The sequence below is a fragment of the Streptomyces sp. NPDC101152 genome (genome assembly GCF_044768275.1).
GTDB lineage: Bacteria > Actinomycetota > Actinomycetes > Streptomycetales > Streptomycetaceae > Streptomyces.
Genome location: NZ_JBIWPO010000041.1, coordinates 58,464 through 74,718, shown reverse-complemented (window position 1 = coordinate 74,718; position 16,255 = coordinate 58,464). Strand labels below are relative to the sequence as shown.

Genomic DNA, 16,255 nt, shown 5'->3' with positions numbered 1-16,255 from the left:
CCCAGAGATGGGCACGGCGGGTTCGGGAGGAGGCTCGGGGAAACCCACCGACGGCAACGTCGGCAGGGCGCCCCGGGCCGACCTCACTACCCCACGGACGAGCAGGCAGTTGAGCTGTCGCGCACGTTCGGCTGCGTCCGCCGATCGCCAACCCCCGGCACGAGCGCCGGGATCGCGCCCGTCTCGCCAAGGCGCAGCGGGAGCTGTCGCGCAAGGCGAAGGGCTCGGCGAACCGGGCCAAGGCCCGACGCAGGGCGGCCAAGGTCCATGCGCGGATCGCCGACCGGCGCCGGGACTTCCTGCACAAGCTGTCGACTCGTCTCGTCCGTGAGAACCAAACGGTCGTGATCGAGGACCTCACCGTCCGCAACCTGCTGAAGAACGGCAAGCTCGCGCGCGCCATCTCGGATGCGGCCTGGACGGACCTGCGTTCCATGCTGGAGTACAAGTGCGCCTGGTTCGGGCGCGAACTCGTCGTGATCGACCGGTGGTTCCCCAGCTCGAAGCTGTGCGGGGCCTGCGGCACGGTCGCGGCGAAGATGCCGCTCCACGTCCCCGAGTGGACGTGCGACGAATGCGGCGCCGTACACGACCGCGACGTGAACGCGGCACGCAACATCCTGGCCGCCGGGCTGGCGGCAGCAGCCTGTGGAGACGGCGTAAGACCTCAACGGGAGTCCTCCCGGACGGGGCGGTCGTCGGTGAAGCAGGAAACCCAGCGGGCGACCGCTGGCATCCCCCGCCTTGAGACGGGGGAGGAAGTCAAGGAACGTCTTGGCCGTCGGCGGTGAGCCGCTGTTCCAGTTGGCCGAGCAAGCGGGTGCACTGCCGGACCGTGTCCAGGTCGTCGCCAAGGATGGCGGCGAGTTCCTGTGCCCAGGCGGCGCGCAGCACCCTGAGGTTGGCCGCCGCGCGCTCGGTCGGGTGCACCTCGACGCCTCGGCCGTCGGTGGCGGCGCGAGAGACCATCCCCTTGCCCTCGAGGCTGCGCAGCGCCGTGCTGACGTTGGTGCGCTGCAGCCGGGTGCGGCGGGCGATCTCGCTCGGCGCGGCCCCGGGGTACAGGTCGACGACCCGCATCACCTGCCGCTCGGTTTCGGTCAGTGTCACCGCGTGCGGGCCTTCCGGAGTACGGGCACGCACCAGCCGGCCGACGTTGAGGATCAGGTCGGCGAGGTCGGCGAGCGGGCCATCGGCGTCCACACCGTTTTCTGTGTCGCGGGGCATGGCACCACCCTACTGAGTTATGGCAACATAATTATATGTCCATAACTTCCGAGAGTACGGGTGCGCCCGATCGGCAGACGGCCTCCACGGCCATGAACCCCGACGTCACTCAGTCGATGAACCCGGGGCACCGAGCGCGGCTGGCCCTGCTGCTCGGCTCGTTGAGCGCCTTCGGGGCGCTCACGATCGACATGTATCTCCCCGCCATGCCGAGCATGGCCCGGCACCTGCACTCCAGCGCGCCACTGGTCCAGGCGACCCTGACGGCGTTCGTCGTCGGCCTGGCCCTCTTCCAAGTCCTCGTCGGGCCGCTGTCGGACACGTGGGGCCGCCGTCGTCCGCTGGTCGCCGGTATGACGCTGTATGTGGCGGGATCATTGTGGTGCGCGTCGGCGCCCACCGTCGGCTGGCTCATTGCGGGTCGGATTCTCCAGTCGGTCGGTGCGGCCGCGGGCACGGTCCTGGCTCGCGCGATCGTGCGGGACCTGTTCTCGGGCACCGCCATGACCCGGTTCTTCTCCACCCTCATGGTCGTCAACGGCGTAGCCCCGGTCATGGCACCCGTCATCGGCGGCCAGCTGCTGACACTCACCAACTGGCGCGCCGTGTTCCTCGTCCTCGCCGCTCTCGGCGCTGCCCTGCTGCTCGCGGTCGTCTTCGCGCTGCCCGAGTCACTGCCGGGGGCCGAACGGGCGCCGGCCCACCTCCGCTCGACTCTACGCACCTTCCGGACCCTGGTCACCGACCGCCACTACTTGCGGTACGTGCTCGCCGCGGCGCTGATGTTCGCCGCAGTGTTCGCCTACATCTCCGGATCGTCGTTCGTCCTGCAGGACACGTACGGGCTCACAGCCCAGCAGTTCAGCCTCGTGTTCGGCGCCAACGGTGTGGGCATCGTGCTGCTCGGGCAGGTCAACGGCAGGCTCGTCGGCCGCGTTGCCGACGAGCACACCCTGCTGCGCGCCGGCGTGACCGTGGCAGCGCTCGGTTCCGTCGGCGTCCTGACCAGTGCCGTACTCGACCTCCCGCTGCCGCTGCTGTTGATCTGCCTGTTCTCGGTCGTGTCCATGATCGGCATCGTTCTGGCGAACGCGACATCCCTGGCACTGGGTGGGCACGGCTCGGCCGCCGGAGCCGCCTCGTCCCTGCAAGGGCTGCTGCAATTCCTTGTCGGCGGGCTTGCCGCCTCCGCGATGAGCCTGCCCGGCCAGGTCACCGCGGTCTCCATGGCCACCACCATGGCCATCTGCGCGGCAGCCGCGCTGGCCGTTCTCCATACTCGCCGTACGTGAAACGCCACTCCCCCGGCGGGCCGGCCCGGCTTCGGACCGCTGGGCGGGCACGACTCGCTTGGTGAGGGCGGCCTGCGCTGCCGCGAGGGACGCGAAGGGCCATCAGGCGTCGAGTAGTTCTCTGCGCAGGGTCCGGTGCCAGCGTTCGATCTTGGCGGTGGTAGTCGGGAAGTACGGCTTGGTCAGCTTGACGCCGATCCCGTGCTCCCGGCAGCCCCACTCGAACAGCACCTCTGCGGGCCGAGGCCGCGTGTAGCGGCAGGTGAACGGCTCGGTGCGGGTCAGGACCCGGTGGGCGGTGGGCCGCGACGGGGCGGACTCGATACCGGTCCGCGTGTTCTCGTAGGCGGTCCGTCGGGCTCCCCGCGCGGATGGGACCGGCGCATCTCGCAGACCAGGGCCTCCACGTCGGCCGACAGTCGCGTCGGACTCGTCCGAGGCCGACGCGATGCCTCCCGCAAACCTTCGAGGCCACCCGCGGCGTACTTCGCCTTCCACGTATAGACCGACTGCCGGGAGATCCCGTAGCGCTGGGCGACCGCCGTGATCGGCGAGCCATCGAGCGATTCCGGCACCGCCCGGTACCTCTGCTCGACCAACCAGTCGCCCTGCTGCTGGCTCTCCGCCTCCTGGGTCACACGCGTAGCATCTGAGAATTCATGGGCGTCACTCGTCGTTCACCCAGCGCATGAGCCGCTGCAGCGGGTAGAAGCCGTCGTGGGAGAGGCCCGGTGGCATACCGCCCGCTCCACCGAGGGAGACCACGCGTTGGACGCCGGCGCAGGCGAGGGCGTCGCGCAGCCCCTCCTTGCGGGCGGCGGGGTACACGCCGACCGTCTGTGTGGCGACGCCGGCATGTGCGACGGCATCGGTCAGCGCGGCCACCGGGACGACGTCGACGATCTTTCCGTCCGGGTGGAAGTCCACCGGTTCCGGGGAGCGGATGACCAGGCCGGTGCCGTCGTAACCGCCCCACACGCGGTAGTCGGGCGCGAGGGAGCGCAGGACGTCGATCTCCTCGCGCAGTTCGGAGGCGACCCGCGGGCCGCGCTGCGAGCTGAACTCCCTTGCCACGCCGAGGCGTTCGCACAGCAGGGCGGCATAGCGGTCGGCGTCCTCGGGTGTGCCCTCGACGAACTGGAAGCGGCTGGCCACGCACGCCTGCTGGTTGAAGAAGGTGGCGTCGGCCGCTCCCGCCTCCGCCGCCTCGGCCAGGGTCTCGGAGGACGCGAAGGCCTCGCGGCCGATCAGCGAGATGGAGGTCTTCGGGTCGAAGGAGACCAGCTCGAATCCCGGGCCGACGTAGCGCAGCGCGCCTCGGATCGTTGCCTCGCCGCCCCAGGCGACCAGTTTGTCGAAGAACTGGGGACGGAACAGCACGCTCTCCACCGCCTCGTCGCCGCCACGCCAGTAGGCGGCGGAGAACGAGCGCACGACGGGGTGGCCGGGTGCGACGGAGGCCATCGTGCGCAGGATCGCGGTCGCCGTGAACAGGTCGTTCGAGGGCAGCTTCAGCAGGTTGACGCCCTTGGTGAGGGCGCCGCGCACCACGGACATCGCGGCGACGCCGGGGGCGTTGCCGGCGATGATGTGCACCAGTCGCGGCGGGTAGGCGCGGGTGGCCGCGACGCGGCCCTCGGGCAGGCGTACCTCGCGCCAGCCGTCGAGCACGTCCGCGCCGCCGAGTTCGTGGTCGATCTGGGCCTGCAGGGCGGGGCGCCGGAAGCTGCGCCACAGCACGGCGTAGGCGCGTTCGAGGACCTCGGCGGGCAGGGGGCTGACGGCCGTCATGCGGTCGAGGGCTTCGGCGAGCAGGCCGTCCCGGTCGGCTCTCAGCGCGTCCCCGGTCGCCACGAGCAGGTCGACGATCTCGGCGGTGGGTGTCTGGAAGGCCGGCCCGGGTTCGGTGCGGGGCCACACCAGGCGGTCCAGGTCGAGGGCCGGCGCGGTGAAGGCGGCGCCGGGGCGGCCATGGCCGACGTGCGGGCCCTCGTCGACCTCGCCGCGGATGACGTGGACCACGGCCACCGGAGCTGCCGCTGTGCTGTCGACGGTCGTGCCGCTCATCCGTGGATCATCCCTCGCACATAGGAGTCGAGTGTCGCCGCGCAGGTGATCTTGTCGTCGCCGCCGAGGTCGCCGTAGCGCTGGATGTCCGGCAGGACGGCCGGTCCTGGCCGGCCGCAGTCGCAGGGAGAGAAGTCGACGAAGACCCGGTCGCCGCTGATGAGTCCGCCCCAGCGGCCTTCGAGGGAGACGTCCAGGAAGGCGAACCGGCCCTCCACGACACCGTGTTCGAGGTTGAGCAGGGTTTCGCCCTCCTGGTCGAGGACCAGCGGGATCACCCACGGCGGCATGTGGTAGTGGCCCTTCTCGCAGGCGAGGCAGGAGCCCTGGAGTTCCGTCATGCCGTAGCTGCGCACCCGTCGTACGCCGTCGTAGAAGGCGGCGAACTGCCGTGCGTAGTCCTCGGGCAGGGCGCGGCCCTTGTTGCCGCCGCCGCTGAGCACCAGCGTGTCCGGGTGGAGGCCGCCGTCCGGGACCCCACGGGCGCGCAGGGCCTGGATCAGGGCGAACTGCTGGTTGTTCATCCCGGCGATGAGCAGCGGTTCGTCGCGGTGGGCGGCGATGTCGTCGACGATGCCGCTCAGGGCCGCGTCCATCTCCGCCTCGCGGGCCTCGGAGGCGGTCTCGTGGGCGCTGATCTCCTGCGGGGTGGCGGTGCCCTCCGCGATCCTGCGGCGCAGCAACGCGCTGCTCATCAGTTCCGAAACCCGCAGCGGGTCGTCGGTCAGCAGGCGGGTCTCGCCTGGGCGCGCGAAGACCTCCGCGTGCCAGCGGAAGCCGTCGATGGAGCGCATCGGGCCGCTCGCGGGGGCGAGCAGGTAGCCGCGGCGGGTGGGCTTCGGCGGCAGCGGGTCGGGCCAGCAGGTGAGGTGCTCCAGGATGTCGTGCAGGAAACTCAGGTCGCTCGCCGAGCAGTTGAGGAAGGAGACCTTTCCGGAGGTGCCGCTGGTGATGTAGGGGCGGTGACCGGCGGCCGTGATGCGGTCGGTCCACTCGTCGATGTCGCGCACACCGTCCACGTCGACGTCCCCGGGTTCGACCGTGGAGACGGTCGTGTACCAGCGCAGCAGCCGGTCCCAGCGGCCGGCGGCGATGAGGGAGACGGGGTACGACTTGTAGCTGGTGTGCGAGAAGAGGAGCGGGACGAGGTCGTCGAGGGCCGTGACCTCGCGGACGCCGGTCTCCTCCGCGCGGGTGCGCAGCAGCGGGACACGTTCGCGGTGGGCGGCGAAGGCCTCCCGTGCGGCTTCGAGCTGCACCTCCCGCAGGTCTTCGGTCGGTTGGTCGAAGGTGTCGCCGGACAGGACCAGGGATCGGATCTGCGCGCGTGCGCCGGACACAGCATCCACCTCAATCGGTTGCGTAGGTTGTCTTTTCCGCGGTCGTCCCCGCGGTGAGGTACGACGACTCGATGGCGTCGAGGTCGCCGCGGAGTTCCTTCGGGGTGCCGGTCATGGCGACGCGGCCGCGGTGCAGGACGTACACGCGGTCGGCGATGTCCAGCACCCTGCGCACGTGCTGTTCCACCAGCAGCGCCCCGAGACCCTGGTCGGCGGCCCGGCGCACGGCGCGCAGCAGACGGTCGACGACGAGGGGGGCGAGGCCGAGGGACAGTTCGTCCGCGAGCAGCAGCTTGGGCGACCGGCTGAGCGCGCGGGCCAGCGACAGCATCTGCTGCTCGCCGCCCGAGAGCATGCCGGCGCCCGTCTTCAGGCGTTTCTCCAGTTCGGGGAAGAGTTCCAGCGCCTGCTGGGGGGTGACCCGGCCGACCCGGAGGTTGTCCGCGGTGTCGAGGCCGGTGAAGACCGCCCGTTCACCGACGTGGGCCAGGCCCTGGCGGGCGCGGCGATGCAGCGGTGCGCGGGCGGTGTCGCCCAGCCAGCGCAGCTCGCCGCCCATCGGGGGCAGTTCCCCCGACAGCGCCCGCAGGGTGGTGGTCTTGCCCGCGCCGTTGGGCCCGAGCAGGGCGACGACCTCGCCGGGGCGGACCTGCAGGTCGAGGTCGCGCAGGACGGGTTGGCTGCCGTATCCGGCGCTCAGGGATCGGGCTTCGATCAAGGGCTCGGTGTCGTGCACGGACGTTCCCCTTCGGTCAGCCGGCCGGGGTGGCCGTCAGCACCTTCCGGACGTCGACGAAGGTCGACCCCGCCTTGGCCCACTCGATCTTCCCGTTGCGGATGGCCAGTTCGGTGGCGGTCGAGTTGTGGATGCGGTCGAGGCCCTTGATCGGCAGGGCGGTCGAGGCCGTCCAGGTGAGTGCGGGGGTCAGTCCGCCGGTGTCGATCCCGGAGGTGGTGTTCAGCTCCTGCACGAGAGCCTGCGCCGAGATCGTCGGCAGCTGTTTGGCCGCCTCGGTGAAGACCTTGAAGGCCACCCAGGTCGTCTCGTTAGCGCCGTTGGTGGTGTCGATGTCCTTGTTCCCCTTGGCGGCGGCGAGGAAGTCCTTCCAGGCGGGGTCGGAGGTCGGCGGGTAGTAGCCGGTGATCGCGGCCCCTTCGAGCGGGCCGCTGCTTCCGCCGGTGCTCGCGGCCAGTTGCGGGGTGAGGTTGCCGACGACGCTGCCGAGTTTGGTCTTGGCGCCGGACTGGACGTACGACTTCACGAACAGGCCCGAGGCGGTGCCGAGGATGACGCTGACGCAGTCGCTGCCCTTGGTGGCGGCGGCGACCTGCGGGGCGAGGTCGGTGGCGGTGAGCGGTACCTTGATGTCCTTGGGCACGGCGCCTCCGGCGGATGTCGCCCCCAGGGTGAGGAACTGCGAGACGATCGCGGCGGCCGCCAGGTCATAGCGGACTCCGGCGATCTTCTTGCAGCCGTCCTGTACCAGTTGCCGGCCGTGCGCCGCGAACACCGTCGGGGTGCCGCCGTTGACCGGGAAGGACAGCGGGTTGGAGAACTCCGCGGCCGAGACGCCGGTGCCGCCGAGGTAGGGGATGCCGGCCTTCTGCAGGATGGGCATGTAGCGGTCGCCCGCGAGGCTGTACGATCCCACGACCGCGACCACCTTCTCGGCGACCGCCTGCTGGGCGCACTTCTCGGCCTCGTTGGGGTCGTTCTTCTCGTTGCAGGTGAGCACCTTCAGCGGGCCGCCCTTGATGCCGCCGTTGGCGTTGATCCACTTCTCGTAGGCCTGGGCGGTGAGCCGCACCCCGGGCTGGGCGCTGCCCTGGGTGTCCTCCGGGTTCCAGACCATCACCTTGACGGGCGTGCCCTTCAGGGAGGTCTGCGTCGAACTGCCGGACGTCTTGCCTCCGCAACCGGCGGCGAGCAGGGCTGCGGTCACCGCGAGACAGGTCGCGGCAGCACTTCTGCGTCGGTGTGAGTCGTTCATGGCCCCTCCGCGGGCTCGTCGTCGAGATGGCGAACAGCATGGGGTGCGTTTTGAAGTTAGTGAAGTACTCTCGGCACAATTATTTAAATAAATGTGCTGTCTGGCTGACTCTCGGGAGGCTCCCCGATGGACGACATCCTGCGTTTCGCCCTGCTCGGCCTGGGGCTCGGCGCTCTCTACGCACTCACCGCACACGGCATCGTGCTGGTCTACCGGGGCTCCGGTGTCCTGAACCTCGCGCACGGCGCGATCGGGATGGCCGGCGCCTACGTGCAGTGGGAGCTCACCACGAACCACGGCATGCCGTACTGGCCTTCCGTCGCCTGCGGGGTGCTCACCTCCACGCTGCTCGGCGCCCTCACCCATCTGCTGGTGCTACGGCCCCTGCGCCGGGCGTCCACCCTCGCCCGGCTGGTCGGCACGCTCGCGGTGTTCATCGTGCTCACCGCCGTCGCCGTCAAACGCTACGGCGACAGCCTCCAGCTGGTGCCCGGCAAGCTGCCCACCCGACTCCTGACCATCGCCGGTGCCACGATCTCCGAGGACCGCGTCTGGCTGCTCGGCATCGCGGTCGCCGCAACCGCCCTCCTCCATCTCCTCTACCGGCGCACCCTGTTCGGCCTGGGCACCACCGCCGTCGCCGAGAACGAACACGCCGCCGCCTGCCTCGGCTGGTCCCCCGACGTGATCGCCACCGGCAACTGGGCCCTCGGCTCGGCGCTCGCGGGCCTCACCGGCATCCTCATCGTGCCGGTCATCGGCCTGTCGGTCTCCGGGCTGACCACCCTCCTGCTGAGCGCGCTGGCCGCCGCCCTGGTCGGCCGGTTCTCCTCGTTCCCCGTCACCCTGGCCGGCGGCCTGGTCATCGGCGTCGTGCAGTCCGAGCTCACCCGTTTCGGCTCCGGCGTCACGGGACTCGCCTCGTCGGTGCCGTTCCTGTTCATCGCCCTCGTGCTGGTGGCACGCGGCCGTGCGCTGCCCCTGCGCGGCACCTTCCTGGACCGGCTGCCCGCACTCGGCAGCGGCAAGGTGCGCCCCCTCCCGCTCGCCGTCGCCTCCGTGATCGGGCTGGTTCTGGTGAACGTGTCCACGCCGCTGTGGGCCGACGCGATCACCAGCACCCTGGTGATCGCACTGATCATCCTGTCGATCGTCGTGGTCACCGGGTACGCGGGGCAGGTCTCCCTGGCCGCCTACGCCCTCGCCGGCACCGGCGCCTTCATCGCCGGACACGCGGCGGCGGACTGGGGCTGGCCGTTCGAACTGGCCGTGCTGGCAGGCGTGTTGGGCACCGTCCCGATCGGCCTTTTGTTCGCCCTCCCAGCGGTCCGCACCCGCGGCGTCAACCTGGCGATCATCACGCTCGGGCTCGGCACGACGCTGGAAGCGATGGTCTTCCAGAACACAGGTCTGTCCACGACCACCGGCAGCGACGGCATCGCGGTGGGCCACCAGACCCTCTTCGGGATCAGTATCTCGGGGGTCGACCACCCGCAGCGCTACGCCGCCGTGGTGCTCGTGCTGTTCGTCGCCGCCACGCTCGTGGTCGCCAACGTACGGCGCGGCAGGACCGGCCGCCGGCTCGTCGCCGTACGGGCCAACGAGCGGGCCGCCGCCGCGCTCGGCATCGACGTCCGCGCGGCCAAGCTCCACGCCTTCGGGCTGTCCGCGGCCATCGCCGCCCTCGCCGGTGTGCTCACCGGGTTCCGCTCCACCTCCGTGGTCTTCTCCGACTTCGCCAGCTTCAACTCCATCACCGCGCTCGGACTCGCCGTCATCGGCGGCGTCGGCTTCATCGTCGGGCCGCTGTTCGGGGCCATGTTCGCCGTGGGCACGGTCGGCGCGCGCTTCGGGGACTGGGTGCTGCCGGGGCTGAGCGCGTGGATGCCGCTGATCGGCGGGGTCGTCCTGGTCCTCACGCTGGTGGGCAACCAGGACGGCATCGGCAAGGACGCCGGCAGACCGGCGAAGCGCCTGCGGCACCGGTTGTTCCCCGAGCGCAAGGCGAAGGTGCCCGAGGGCGAGCCGGCAGCCGTGCCGGACGTCTCCCGCGCGGCGCCGCTCGCCCTCCACGTCCGGGACCTGACCGTGCGCTACGGCGGCGTGGTCGCCGTCGACGGGCTCTCGCTGGACGTCGAGCCGGGCCGGATCGTCGGGCTGATCGGGCCCAACGGCGCCGGCAAGACCTCCGCCATCGACGCCGTCACCGGCTTCACCCGGGCCGTGTCCGGCAGCGTGCGCCTCGCCGACCGGGACCTGACCCGGCTGCCGGTGCACCGGCGGGCCTCAGCCGGACTGAGCCGGTCCTTCCAGTCGCTGGAACTGTTCGAGGACATGACGGTCCGGGACAACCTCTTCGCGGCCTGCGAGCGGCCCGGCCGCTGGGCCTACCTCACGGACCTGATCCGGCCCGGCAGCCGCCCCCTCCCCGCTCATGTACTCGTCGCGGTGCGGGAGTTCGGGCTGCAGGAAAGCCTCGACCGGCCGGTGGCGGAACTGTCGTACGGCGAGCGCCGGCTGCTGGCCATCGCCCGCGCGGTGGCGGCCTCGCCGTCCGTGCTGCTCCTGGACGAACCGGCCGCCGGCCTGTCCGACGACGAGACGCGCGAACTGGCCCACCTGGTACGGCGGCTGGCCGAGGACTGGGGCATCGGGGTCCTGCTCGTCGAGCACGACGTCGACATGATCATGAGCGTCTGCGACCACGTCGTCGTGCTCGACTTCGGACGCCGGATCTGCGCCGGTACGCCTCAGGAGGTGCGCCGGGATCCGGCGGTGCGGGCGGCGTACCTGGGCGACCTGGAACCGGAGGCGCTCGCGTGAGGAGCCCCTCCGGCGGCTCGGGCGTCAGGCGTCCCGCAGGTCCGCGACGTACGGCTGGTGGGACAGCAGGCCGCCGTCCACGCGCAGGGTGTGCCCGGTGACGAAGGCGGACTCGTCCGAGGCGAGGAAGACGACCGCCGCGGCGACGTCCTCCGGCCGGCCCAGGCGCGGGGTGAGGTGGTGGCGCAGCATCGCCTCACGGATCGCGCCGTGCGCCGAACCGGCGCTCGCGGGCGTGACGATGAACCCGGGCGCGATGGCGTTGCAGCGCACGCCCTGCTTGCCGTACTGGGTGGCGACGTACTGGGTGAGGTTGATGAGCGCGGCCTTGGAGGCGCCGTATGCGGGATTGCGCAGGTCGCCCGACAGGCCGGCCCCGGAGGAGGTGTTGATGACGGAGCCGCCGCCCCGGGCGATCAGGTGCGGGACGGCAGCCTGGATCGCGACCATGGTGCCGCGCAGGTTGATCCGCATCGTGTCGTCCCAGACCGCCGGGTCGGCCTCGGCGACGGCGAGGTCACGGCGGGCGGCCAGGCGGGTGGCGGCCGCGTTGTTGTGCAGCACGTCGAGGCCGCCGTACGTCTCGACCGCCGCGGCCACCATGGCCCGTACGCTGTCGACGTCACCGAGGTCGACCGGGACCGCCGTCGCGGATCCGCCGGCGGCGCGGATCGCCTCCGTCACCGCCCGCGCCCCGTCGAGGTCCAGGTCGGCGACCACCGTGTGCGCGCCCTCGGCCGCCACCCGACGCGCCGAGGCGGCGCCGATACCCGACGCCGCCCCGGTCACGACGGCGATCTTGCCGTCGAGTCGTCCCATGTCACCAACCGCCTTTCCTGCTACGTGAGTTCACTGCCGACAATGGACACGAAGGAGACGCACTCGCCGGGTCCGCCGCCCAGGTTGTGGGTGAGGGCCAGCGAGCGCCCACGGGCCACGGACGGCACCGTCCGCTCCGCCGGTGCCTCGCCCCGCAGTTGCAGCCACGCCTCGAACATCATCCGCAGCCCCGAGGCGCCGATGGGGTGGCCGAAGGCCTTCAGGCCGCCGTCCGGGTTGACCGGCAGCGAACCGTCGAGGTCGAACGCCCCACTGGTGACGTCCTTCCAGGCCTGTCCGCGGGCGGAGAAACCGAGGTCCTCCATCAGGACCAGCTCCGTCGGCGTGAAGCAGTCGTGGACCTCGGCGAGGGCGAGTTCGGTGCGCGGGTCGCTCACGCCCGCCTGCCGGTAGGCCTCCTGGGCGGAGGCGACGACCTCGGGGAACGTGGTGAAGTCGTACTCCGGGTCGAGGAGCCCGTCCGCCGGGCCCGCGACGAAGGACAGCGCCTTCACGAAGATCGGCTTGTCGGTGTACTTGTGGGCGTCCTCGGCGCGTACGACGATCGCCGCCGCCGAACCGTCCGAGACGCCCGAGCAGTCGAACACGCCGAGCATGCCCGCGATGATCGGCGCCGAACGGATGCGTTCCAGCGGCACCTCCTTGCGGAACTGCGCGCGCGGGTTACGGGCGCCGTTGACGTGGTTCTTCCAGGCGATGCGGGTGATGACGTCCTTCAACTCCTCTTCCGCCAGGCCGTACTTGGCGGCGTAGGCGGGGGCCAGGAGGGAGAAGTTGGCGGGGGCGGTGATCTCACCGCGGCTGTCGTCGCCCGCGCCCGGGATCGCGGTACCGGACAGCCCGGACATGCCCGAGTCCTTGAGCTTCTCGACGCCGACCGCCATGGCCACGTCGTAGGCGCCGGAGGCGACGGCGTAGCAGGCGTTGCGCAGGGCCTCGGAGCCGGTGGCGCACATGTTCTCCACCCGGGTCACCGGCTTGTTCGGCAGGCGCAGCGCCCGGCTCAGGGTCAGGCCGGACACACCGGAGGCCTGGGTGCCGAACCAGAAAGCGTCGATGTCGTCGAGGGTGACGCCGGCCGAGGTCACCGCCTCCCCCACCGCGTCGACCAGCAGGTCGTCGGCCGAACGCGTCCAGTGCTCGCCGAACGGCGTGCAGCCCATGCCGACGATGGCGACCCGGTCCCGGATTCCGTGTGAGCTCATCCCTGCGTCCCCTCGGTCTCGCCGGTGCGCACCGGGCGGGCCTTCCAGAAGTAGTTGTGGATGCCGGACGCCGTGACCGTGCGCCGGAAGGTCATCTCCACCCGGGCCCCGATGACGGCGTCGGCCTCGGTGGCGTCCGTGAGCTGGCAGCGGAACCGGCCGCCGCCGTCATAGTCGACGACCACCACCAGCATCGGCGGGCTGGGCGTGTGCGCCAGCCGGTCGACGGTGAACGTGGCGACCGTGCCCCGTACGTGCGCCATCGGCTCGTCGGTCATGGCGTCGACGCTGTGGCAGGTGGCGCACACCCGGTCCGGCGGCAGCTGCCGGGTTCCGCACTTCTCGCAACGGGCGGCGACGAAGCCGTACTTCCAGGCGGTGCGTCGGTGCGCGGGCGGGGCGTAGGGCGGCTCGGGGTCCGGGCGGCGGGGTGGTTCGCGATCCAGCAGGCCGCGCCAGGACAGGTAGGTGGCGTACGGCATCGGGGCGCTGCCCGCGGCGATCTGCGCGGCGAGAGGGCGCATGCTGCGGTGGGCCGGGAGCGCGTCGGTGGTGCGCAGCAGCAGGACTCCGGCGCCGTCGCCGAGCACGACGAGGGCGATGATCTCGCCGGGCGCCGCACGGTCGAGGACGTCGGCGAGGAGCAGGCCGGGCTGGGCGGTGCCGGCGTTGCCGATGGCGTCGGCGAGGTCCGGGACCGCCGCCTCGGGGCGGGTGCCGGCGCTCCGCCGTACCGTCGCGCAGGCGCGGGCGTGCAGGCCGGAGACGATGAGGTGGTCGACGGCGTCGCGGTCGAGGCCCGCCTGGTCGAGGGCGGCGGTCAGCGCCTTGTCGGCGAGGTGGACGTAGATCTCCTCGGCGAAGCGTTCCTCCCAGACGCGGGAGGCGGGGGCGCCCGGCAGGCGCCAGCGGTCGAGGAGTTCGTCGCTGACGGTGTCGTGGGCGAGCAGCTCCGCGAGGACGGGCGCCCCGTTGCGGTGGCCGCCGAAGACGAACGCCGCCGCGCCGTCGCCGCCCATGACCTCGTCGCTGCCACCGGGCAGGCCGGTGCGCAGGTCGGACAGGACGGCCAGGGTGGGGACAGGTGAGCGGGCGGCGGTGACCAGGGCGCCGAGGCCGGAGCGGACCGAGCCGGCCATGTCGGCGGCGAGGACGTGCTCGTCGAGGCGGAGCGCGGCATGGACGGCGGTCGCGTTCGTCTTGTCGAGGTAGGCGGGTTGGGCGGTGGCGAGGAAGAGCTGGCCGATGCGGGCGCGCAGTCCGTCGCGGGCGAGGGCGGTGCGGGCCGCCTCGACGGCCATGGACGTGGTGTCCTCGTCGTAGCCCGCGACCGCGCGGGTGCCGCGGCCGGGTGCCGTCCCCAGGGTGGCGGCGACATCGGCGCGGGCCAGGCGGTGGTACGGCACATGGGCGCCGTAGGCGATCAGTCCGGCCATGTCAGCGTCCTCCAGTGGGGTTGCCGGGGCGTTCGAAGATGGCTGCGAGGCCCTGGCCGCCGCCGAGGCACATGGTCTCCAGGCCGTAGCGGGCCTGGCGGCGGTCGAGTTCGCGCAGCAGGGTGGCGAGGATGCGGCCACCGGTGGCGCCGACGGGGTGGCCGAGCGAGATGCCGGAACCGTTGACGTTGAACCGCTCGAAGTCGGCGTCGGTCAGGGCCCATTCGCGGGTGCAGGCGAGGACCTGGGCGGCGAAGGCCTCGTTGAGTTCGATCAGGTCGATGTCGGCGAGCTTGAGCCCCGCCCGCTCCAGTGCCCTGGCGGTGGCGGGTACGGGTCCGATGCCCATCGTCTCGGGTGGCACGCCGACGACGGCCCAGGAAACCAGGCGGCCCAGGGGGCGCAGGCCGAGTTCGGCGGCGCGTTCGGGGTGGGTGACCACGCAGAGTGCGGCGCCGTCGTTCTGGCCGCTGGCATTGCCGGCCGTGACGGTGGCTTCCGGGTCCTGCCGGCCGAGCACCGGTCGCAGCGCGGCGAGCCGGTCCAACGAGGAGTCGGGGCGGGGGTGTTCGTCGGTGTCGACGACTGTCTCGCCCTTGCGGGTACGTACGGTGACGGGAACGATCTCGTCGGCGAAGCGGCCCTCCCGCTGGGCCGCGACGGCCTTCTGGTGTGAGCGCAGGGCCAGTTCGTCCTGTTCCTCGCGGGGGATGCCGTACTCGCGGCGCAGGTTCTCGGCGGTCTCCAGCATGCCCCCGGGGACCGGGTGGTTGACGCCACCGGAGGTGACCCGGCCGCGGGCCAGCCGGTCGTGCAGGGTGGTGCCCGCGCCGCGCACCCCCCAGCGGACGTCGGTGGTGTAGAACTCGGCCCGACTCATGGACTCGACGCCCCCGGCGAGCACGAGGTCGCTCGCGCCCGTCTGCACCTGCATCGCGGCGGTGATGACCGCCTGGAGTCCGGAGCCGCAGCGGCGGTCGATCTGGAGCCCGGGCACCTCCACGGGGAGTCCGGCGTCCAGCGCCGCGACGCGGCCGATGGCCGGGGCCTCGCCGTTGGGGTAGCACTGGCCCAGGAGTACGTCGTCGACGGCCGTGGGCGGGATGCCGGTGCGGTCCAGGAGGGCCCGGACGACGGTGGCGGCGAGTTCGGCCGCGGTGACGTCCCGGAAGGCTCCCCCGTAGCCGCCGACCGGGGTCCGGATCGGTTCGCAGATCACCGCGTCACGCATCGGTCATGCCTTTCGTCAGCGGGTTCGGCGGGCTCACATGTACCGGCCGCCGGTCACCTCGACCACGGCCCCGGTGATGTAGCTCGCCATGTCGGAGGCGAGGAAGAGGACGGTCTGGGCGACCTCGGCGGGTTCACCGGCGCGGCCCAGGGGGATCTCGGCGAGCTTGGCGTCCCAGGCGGCCCGGGGCATCGCCTCGGTCATGGCGGTGCGGATCAGGCCGGGCTGTACGGCGTTGACCCGGACGCCCGCCTTGGCGAGTTCCTTGGCGGAGGCCTTGGTCAGGCCGACCAGGCCGGCCTTGGCGGCGCTGTAGTTGGTCTGGCCGAAGTTGCCGACCTTGCCGGCGATGGAGGAGATGTTGACGATGCTGCCGCCCCGCCCGTGTGCGCGCATGGCCTCGGCGGCGTACCGGGTGCCGTTCCAGGCGCCGGTGAGGTGGACGTCGAGGACGGCACGGAAGTCGGCGAGGGGCATCTTGCGCAGGGTCGCGTCCCGGGTGATGCCGGCATTGTTGACCATGACGCCGAGCGGGCCGAAGGTGTCGGTGCAGTGGGCCACGAGCGCGGCGACCTCGTCCTCGTCGGTGACGTCGCAGCGCAGCGAGGTGGCGGCCACGCCGTGGTCGGCGAGGCGTTTCGCGGCCTCGGCCGCGGCGTCCTCGTCGATGTCGCCGAGGACGACGCTCGCGCCCGCGCCGCCGAGGACGCCGGCGATCTCGAAGCCGATGCCCTGTGCGCCGCCGGTGATCACCGCGTTCCGGCCGTCCAGCAGTCCCATGTCAGCCCGCTTCCGACTCGAAC

The 16,255-nt window shown here is 71.8% G+C and carries 14 protein-coding genes and 2 pseudogenes; 4 read left to right on the top strand and 12 right to left on the bottom strand.

What is annotated here, in order from left to right; translation table 11 throughout:
* Nucleotides 1-141, top strand: a pseudogene (locus ACIRVK_RS34975) (helix-turn-helix domain-containing protein); the annotation flags it as partial.
* 2 nt (nt 142-143) lie between these two features.
* Nucleotides 144-791 (top strand): annotated as a pseudogene (locus ACIRVK_RS34970) (RNA-guided endonuclease TnpB family protein); the annotation flags it as partial.
* Here ACIRVK_RS34970 and ACIRVK_RS34965 read toward each other — a convergent pair.
* Nucleotides 763-1,227 (bottom strand): MarR family winged helix-turn-helix transcriptional regulator, encoded by a 465-nt coding sequence (locus ACIRVK_RS34965; protein ID WP_404254336.1) that lies wholly within the window; start codon nt 1,225-1,227, stop codon nt 763-765. The pseudogene ACIRVK_RS34970 and the gene ACIRVK_RS34965 sit on opposite strands and share 29 nt — an antisense overlap.
* Before the next feature lie 35 nt (nt 1,228-1,262).
* On the opposite strand from ACIRVK_RS34965, the gene ACIRVK_RS34960 reads away from it, so the two are divergent.
* Nucleotides 1,263-2,519 (top strand): multidrug effflux MFS transporter, encoded by a 1,257-nt coding sequence (locus ACIRVK_RS34960; RefSeq protein WP_404254334.1) that lies wholly within the window; start codon nt 1,263-1,265, stop codon nt 2,517-2,519.
* Nucleotides 2,520-2,621: 102 nt separating this feature from the next.
* Here ACIRVK_RS34960 and ACIRVK_RS34955 read toward each other — a convergent pair whose 3' ends face one another.
* The 6 genes from ACIRVK_RS34955 to ACIRVK_RS34930 form a co-directional block, all read right to left on the bottom strand.
* On the bottom strand, nt 2,622-2,750 hold the full coding sequence (locus ACIRVK_RS34955) for a hypothetical protein (RefSeq protein WP_404254332.1): 129 nt from the start codon (nt 2,748-2,750) through the stop codon (nt 2,622-2,624).
* A gap of 50 nt (nt 2,751-2,800) precedes the next feature.
* Nucleotides 2,801-3,094 (bottom strand): helix-turn-helix domain-containing protein, encoded by a 294-nt coding sequence (locus tag ACIRVK_RS34950; RefSeq protein ID WP_404254342.1) that lies wholly within the window; start codon nt 3,092-3,094, stop codon nt 2,801-2,803.
* 91 nt (nt 3,095-3,185) lie between these two features.
* A complete protein-coding gene (locus ACIRVK_RS34945) occupies nt 3,186-4,586 on the bottom strand; it encodes an acyl-CoA reductase (protein WP_404254330.1) in 1,401 nt (466 codons plus the stop codon).
* Nucleotides 4,583-5,926, bottom strand: coding sequence for a hypothetical protein (locus ACIRVK_RS34940; protein ID WP_404254328.1), 1,344 nt, complete (start codon nt 5,924-5,926; stop codon nt 4,583-4,585). Before ACIRVK_RS34940 ends, ACIRVK_RS34945 begins: the two co-directional genes overlap by 4 nt.
* Nucleotides 5,927-5,936: 10 nt before the next feature.
* Entirely contained in the window at nt 5,937-6,662 is a 726-nt protein-coding gene (locus ACIRVK_RS34935; RefSeq protein ID WP_404254326.1) for an ABC transporter ATP-binding protein, read from the bottom strand.
* A gap of 16 nt (nt 6,663-6,678) precedes the next feature.
* On the bottom strand, nt 6,679-7,917 hold the full coding sequence (locus tag ACIRVK_RS34930; protein WP_404254324.1) for an ABC transporter substrate-binding protein: 1,239 nt from the start codon (nt 7,915-7,917) through the stop codon (nt 6,679-6,681).
* Nucleotides 7,918-8,043: 126 nt separating this feature from the next.
* Here ACIRVK_RS34930 and ACIRVK_RS34925 point away from each other — a divergent pair, with 126 nt between their 5' ends.
* On the top strand, nt 8,044-10,740 hold the full coding sequence (locus tag ACIRVK_RS34925) for an ATP-binding cassette domain-containing protein (protein ID WP_404254322.1): 2,697 nt from the start codon (nt 8,044-8,046) through the stop codon (nt 10,738-10,740).
* Nucleotides 10,741-10,764: 24 nt separating this feature from the next.
* On the opposite strand, the gene ACIRVK_RS34920 is transcribed toward ACIRVK_RS34925, so the two are convergent.
* From ACIRVK_RS34920 to fabG, 5 genes are read right to left on the bottom strand one after another with little or no spacing between them, the layout of a single operon-like run.
* On the bottom strand, nt 10,765-11,559 hold the full coding sequence (locus ACIRVK_RS34920) for an SDR family NAD(P)-dependent oxidoreductase (RefSeq protein ID WP_404254320.1): 795 nt from the start codon (nt 11,557-11,559) through the stop codon (nt 10,765-10,767).
* Between the two features lie 20 nt (nt 11,560-11,579).
* Entirely contained in the window at nt 11,580-12,785 is a 1,206-nt protein-coding gene (locus ACIRVK_RS34915; protein ID WP_404254318.1) for an acetyl-CoA acetyltransferase, read from the bottom strand.
* Nucleotides 12,782-14,221 carry an OB-fold domain-containing protein gene (locus ACIRVK_RS34910; protein WP_404254316.1) on the bottom strand — a complete coding sequence of 480 codons (1,440 nt, stop codon included), beginning with the start codon at nt 14,219-14,221 and terminating at the stop codon, nt 12,782-12,784. Before ACIRVK_RS34910 ends, ACIRVK_RS34915 begins: the two co-directional genes overlap by 4 nt.
* A gap of 1 nt (nt 14,222) precedes the next feature.
* A complete protein-coding gene (locus tag ACIRVK_RS34905; RefSeq protein WP_404254314.1) occupies nt 14,223-15,452 on the bottom strand; it encodes an acetyl-CoA C-acetyltransferase in 1,230 nt (409 codons plus the stop codon).
* 33 nt (nt 15,453-15,485) lie between these two features.
* Complete coding sequence (gene fabG / locus ACIRVK_RS34900) at nt 15,486-16,232, bottom strand: 3-oxoacyl-ACP reductase FabG (protein WP_404254312.1); 747 nt, start codon at nt 16,230-16,232, stop codon at nt 15,486-15,488.
* Nucleotides 16,233-16,255: the final 23 nt, after the last annotated feature.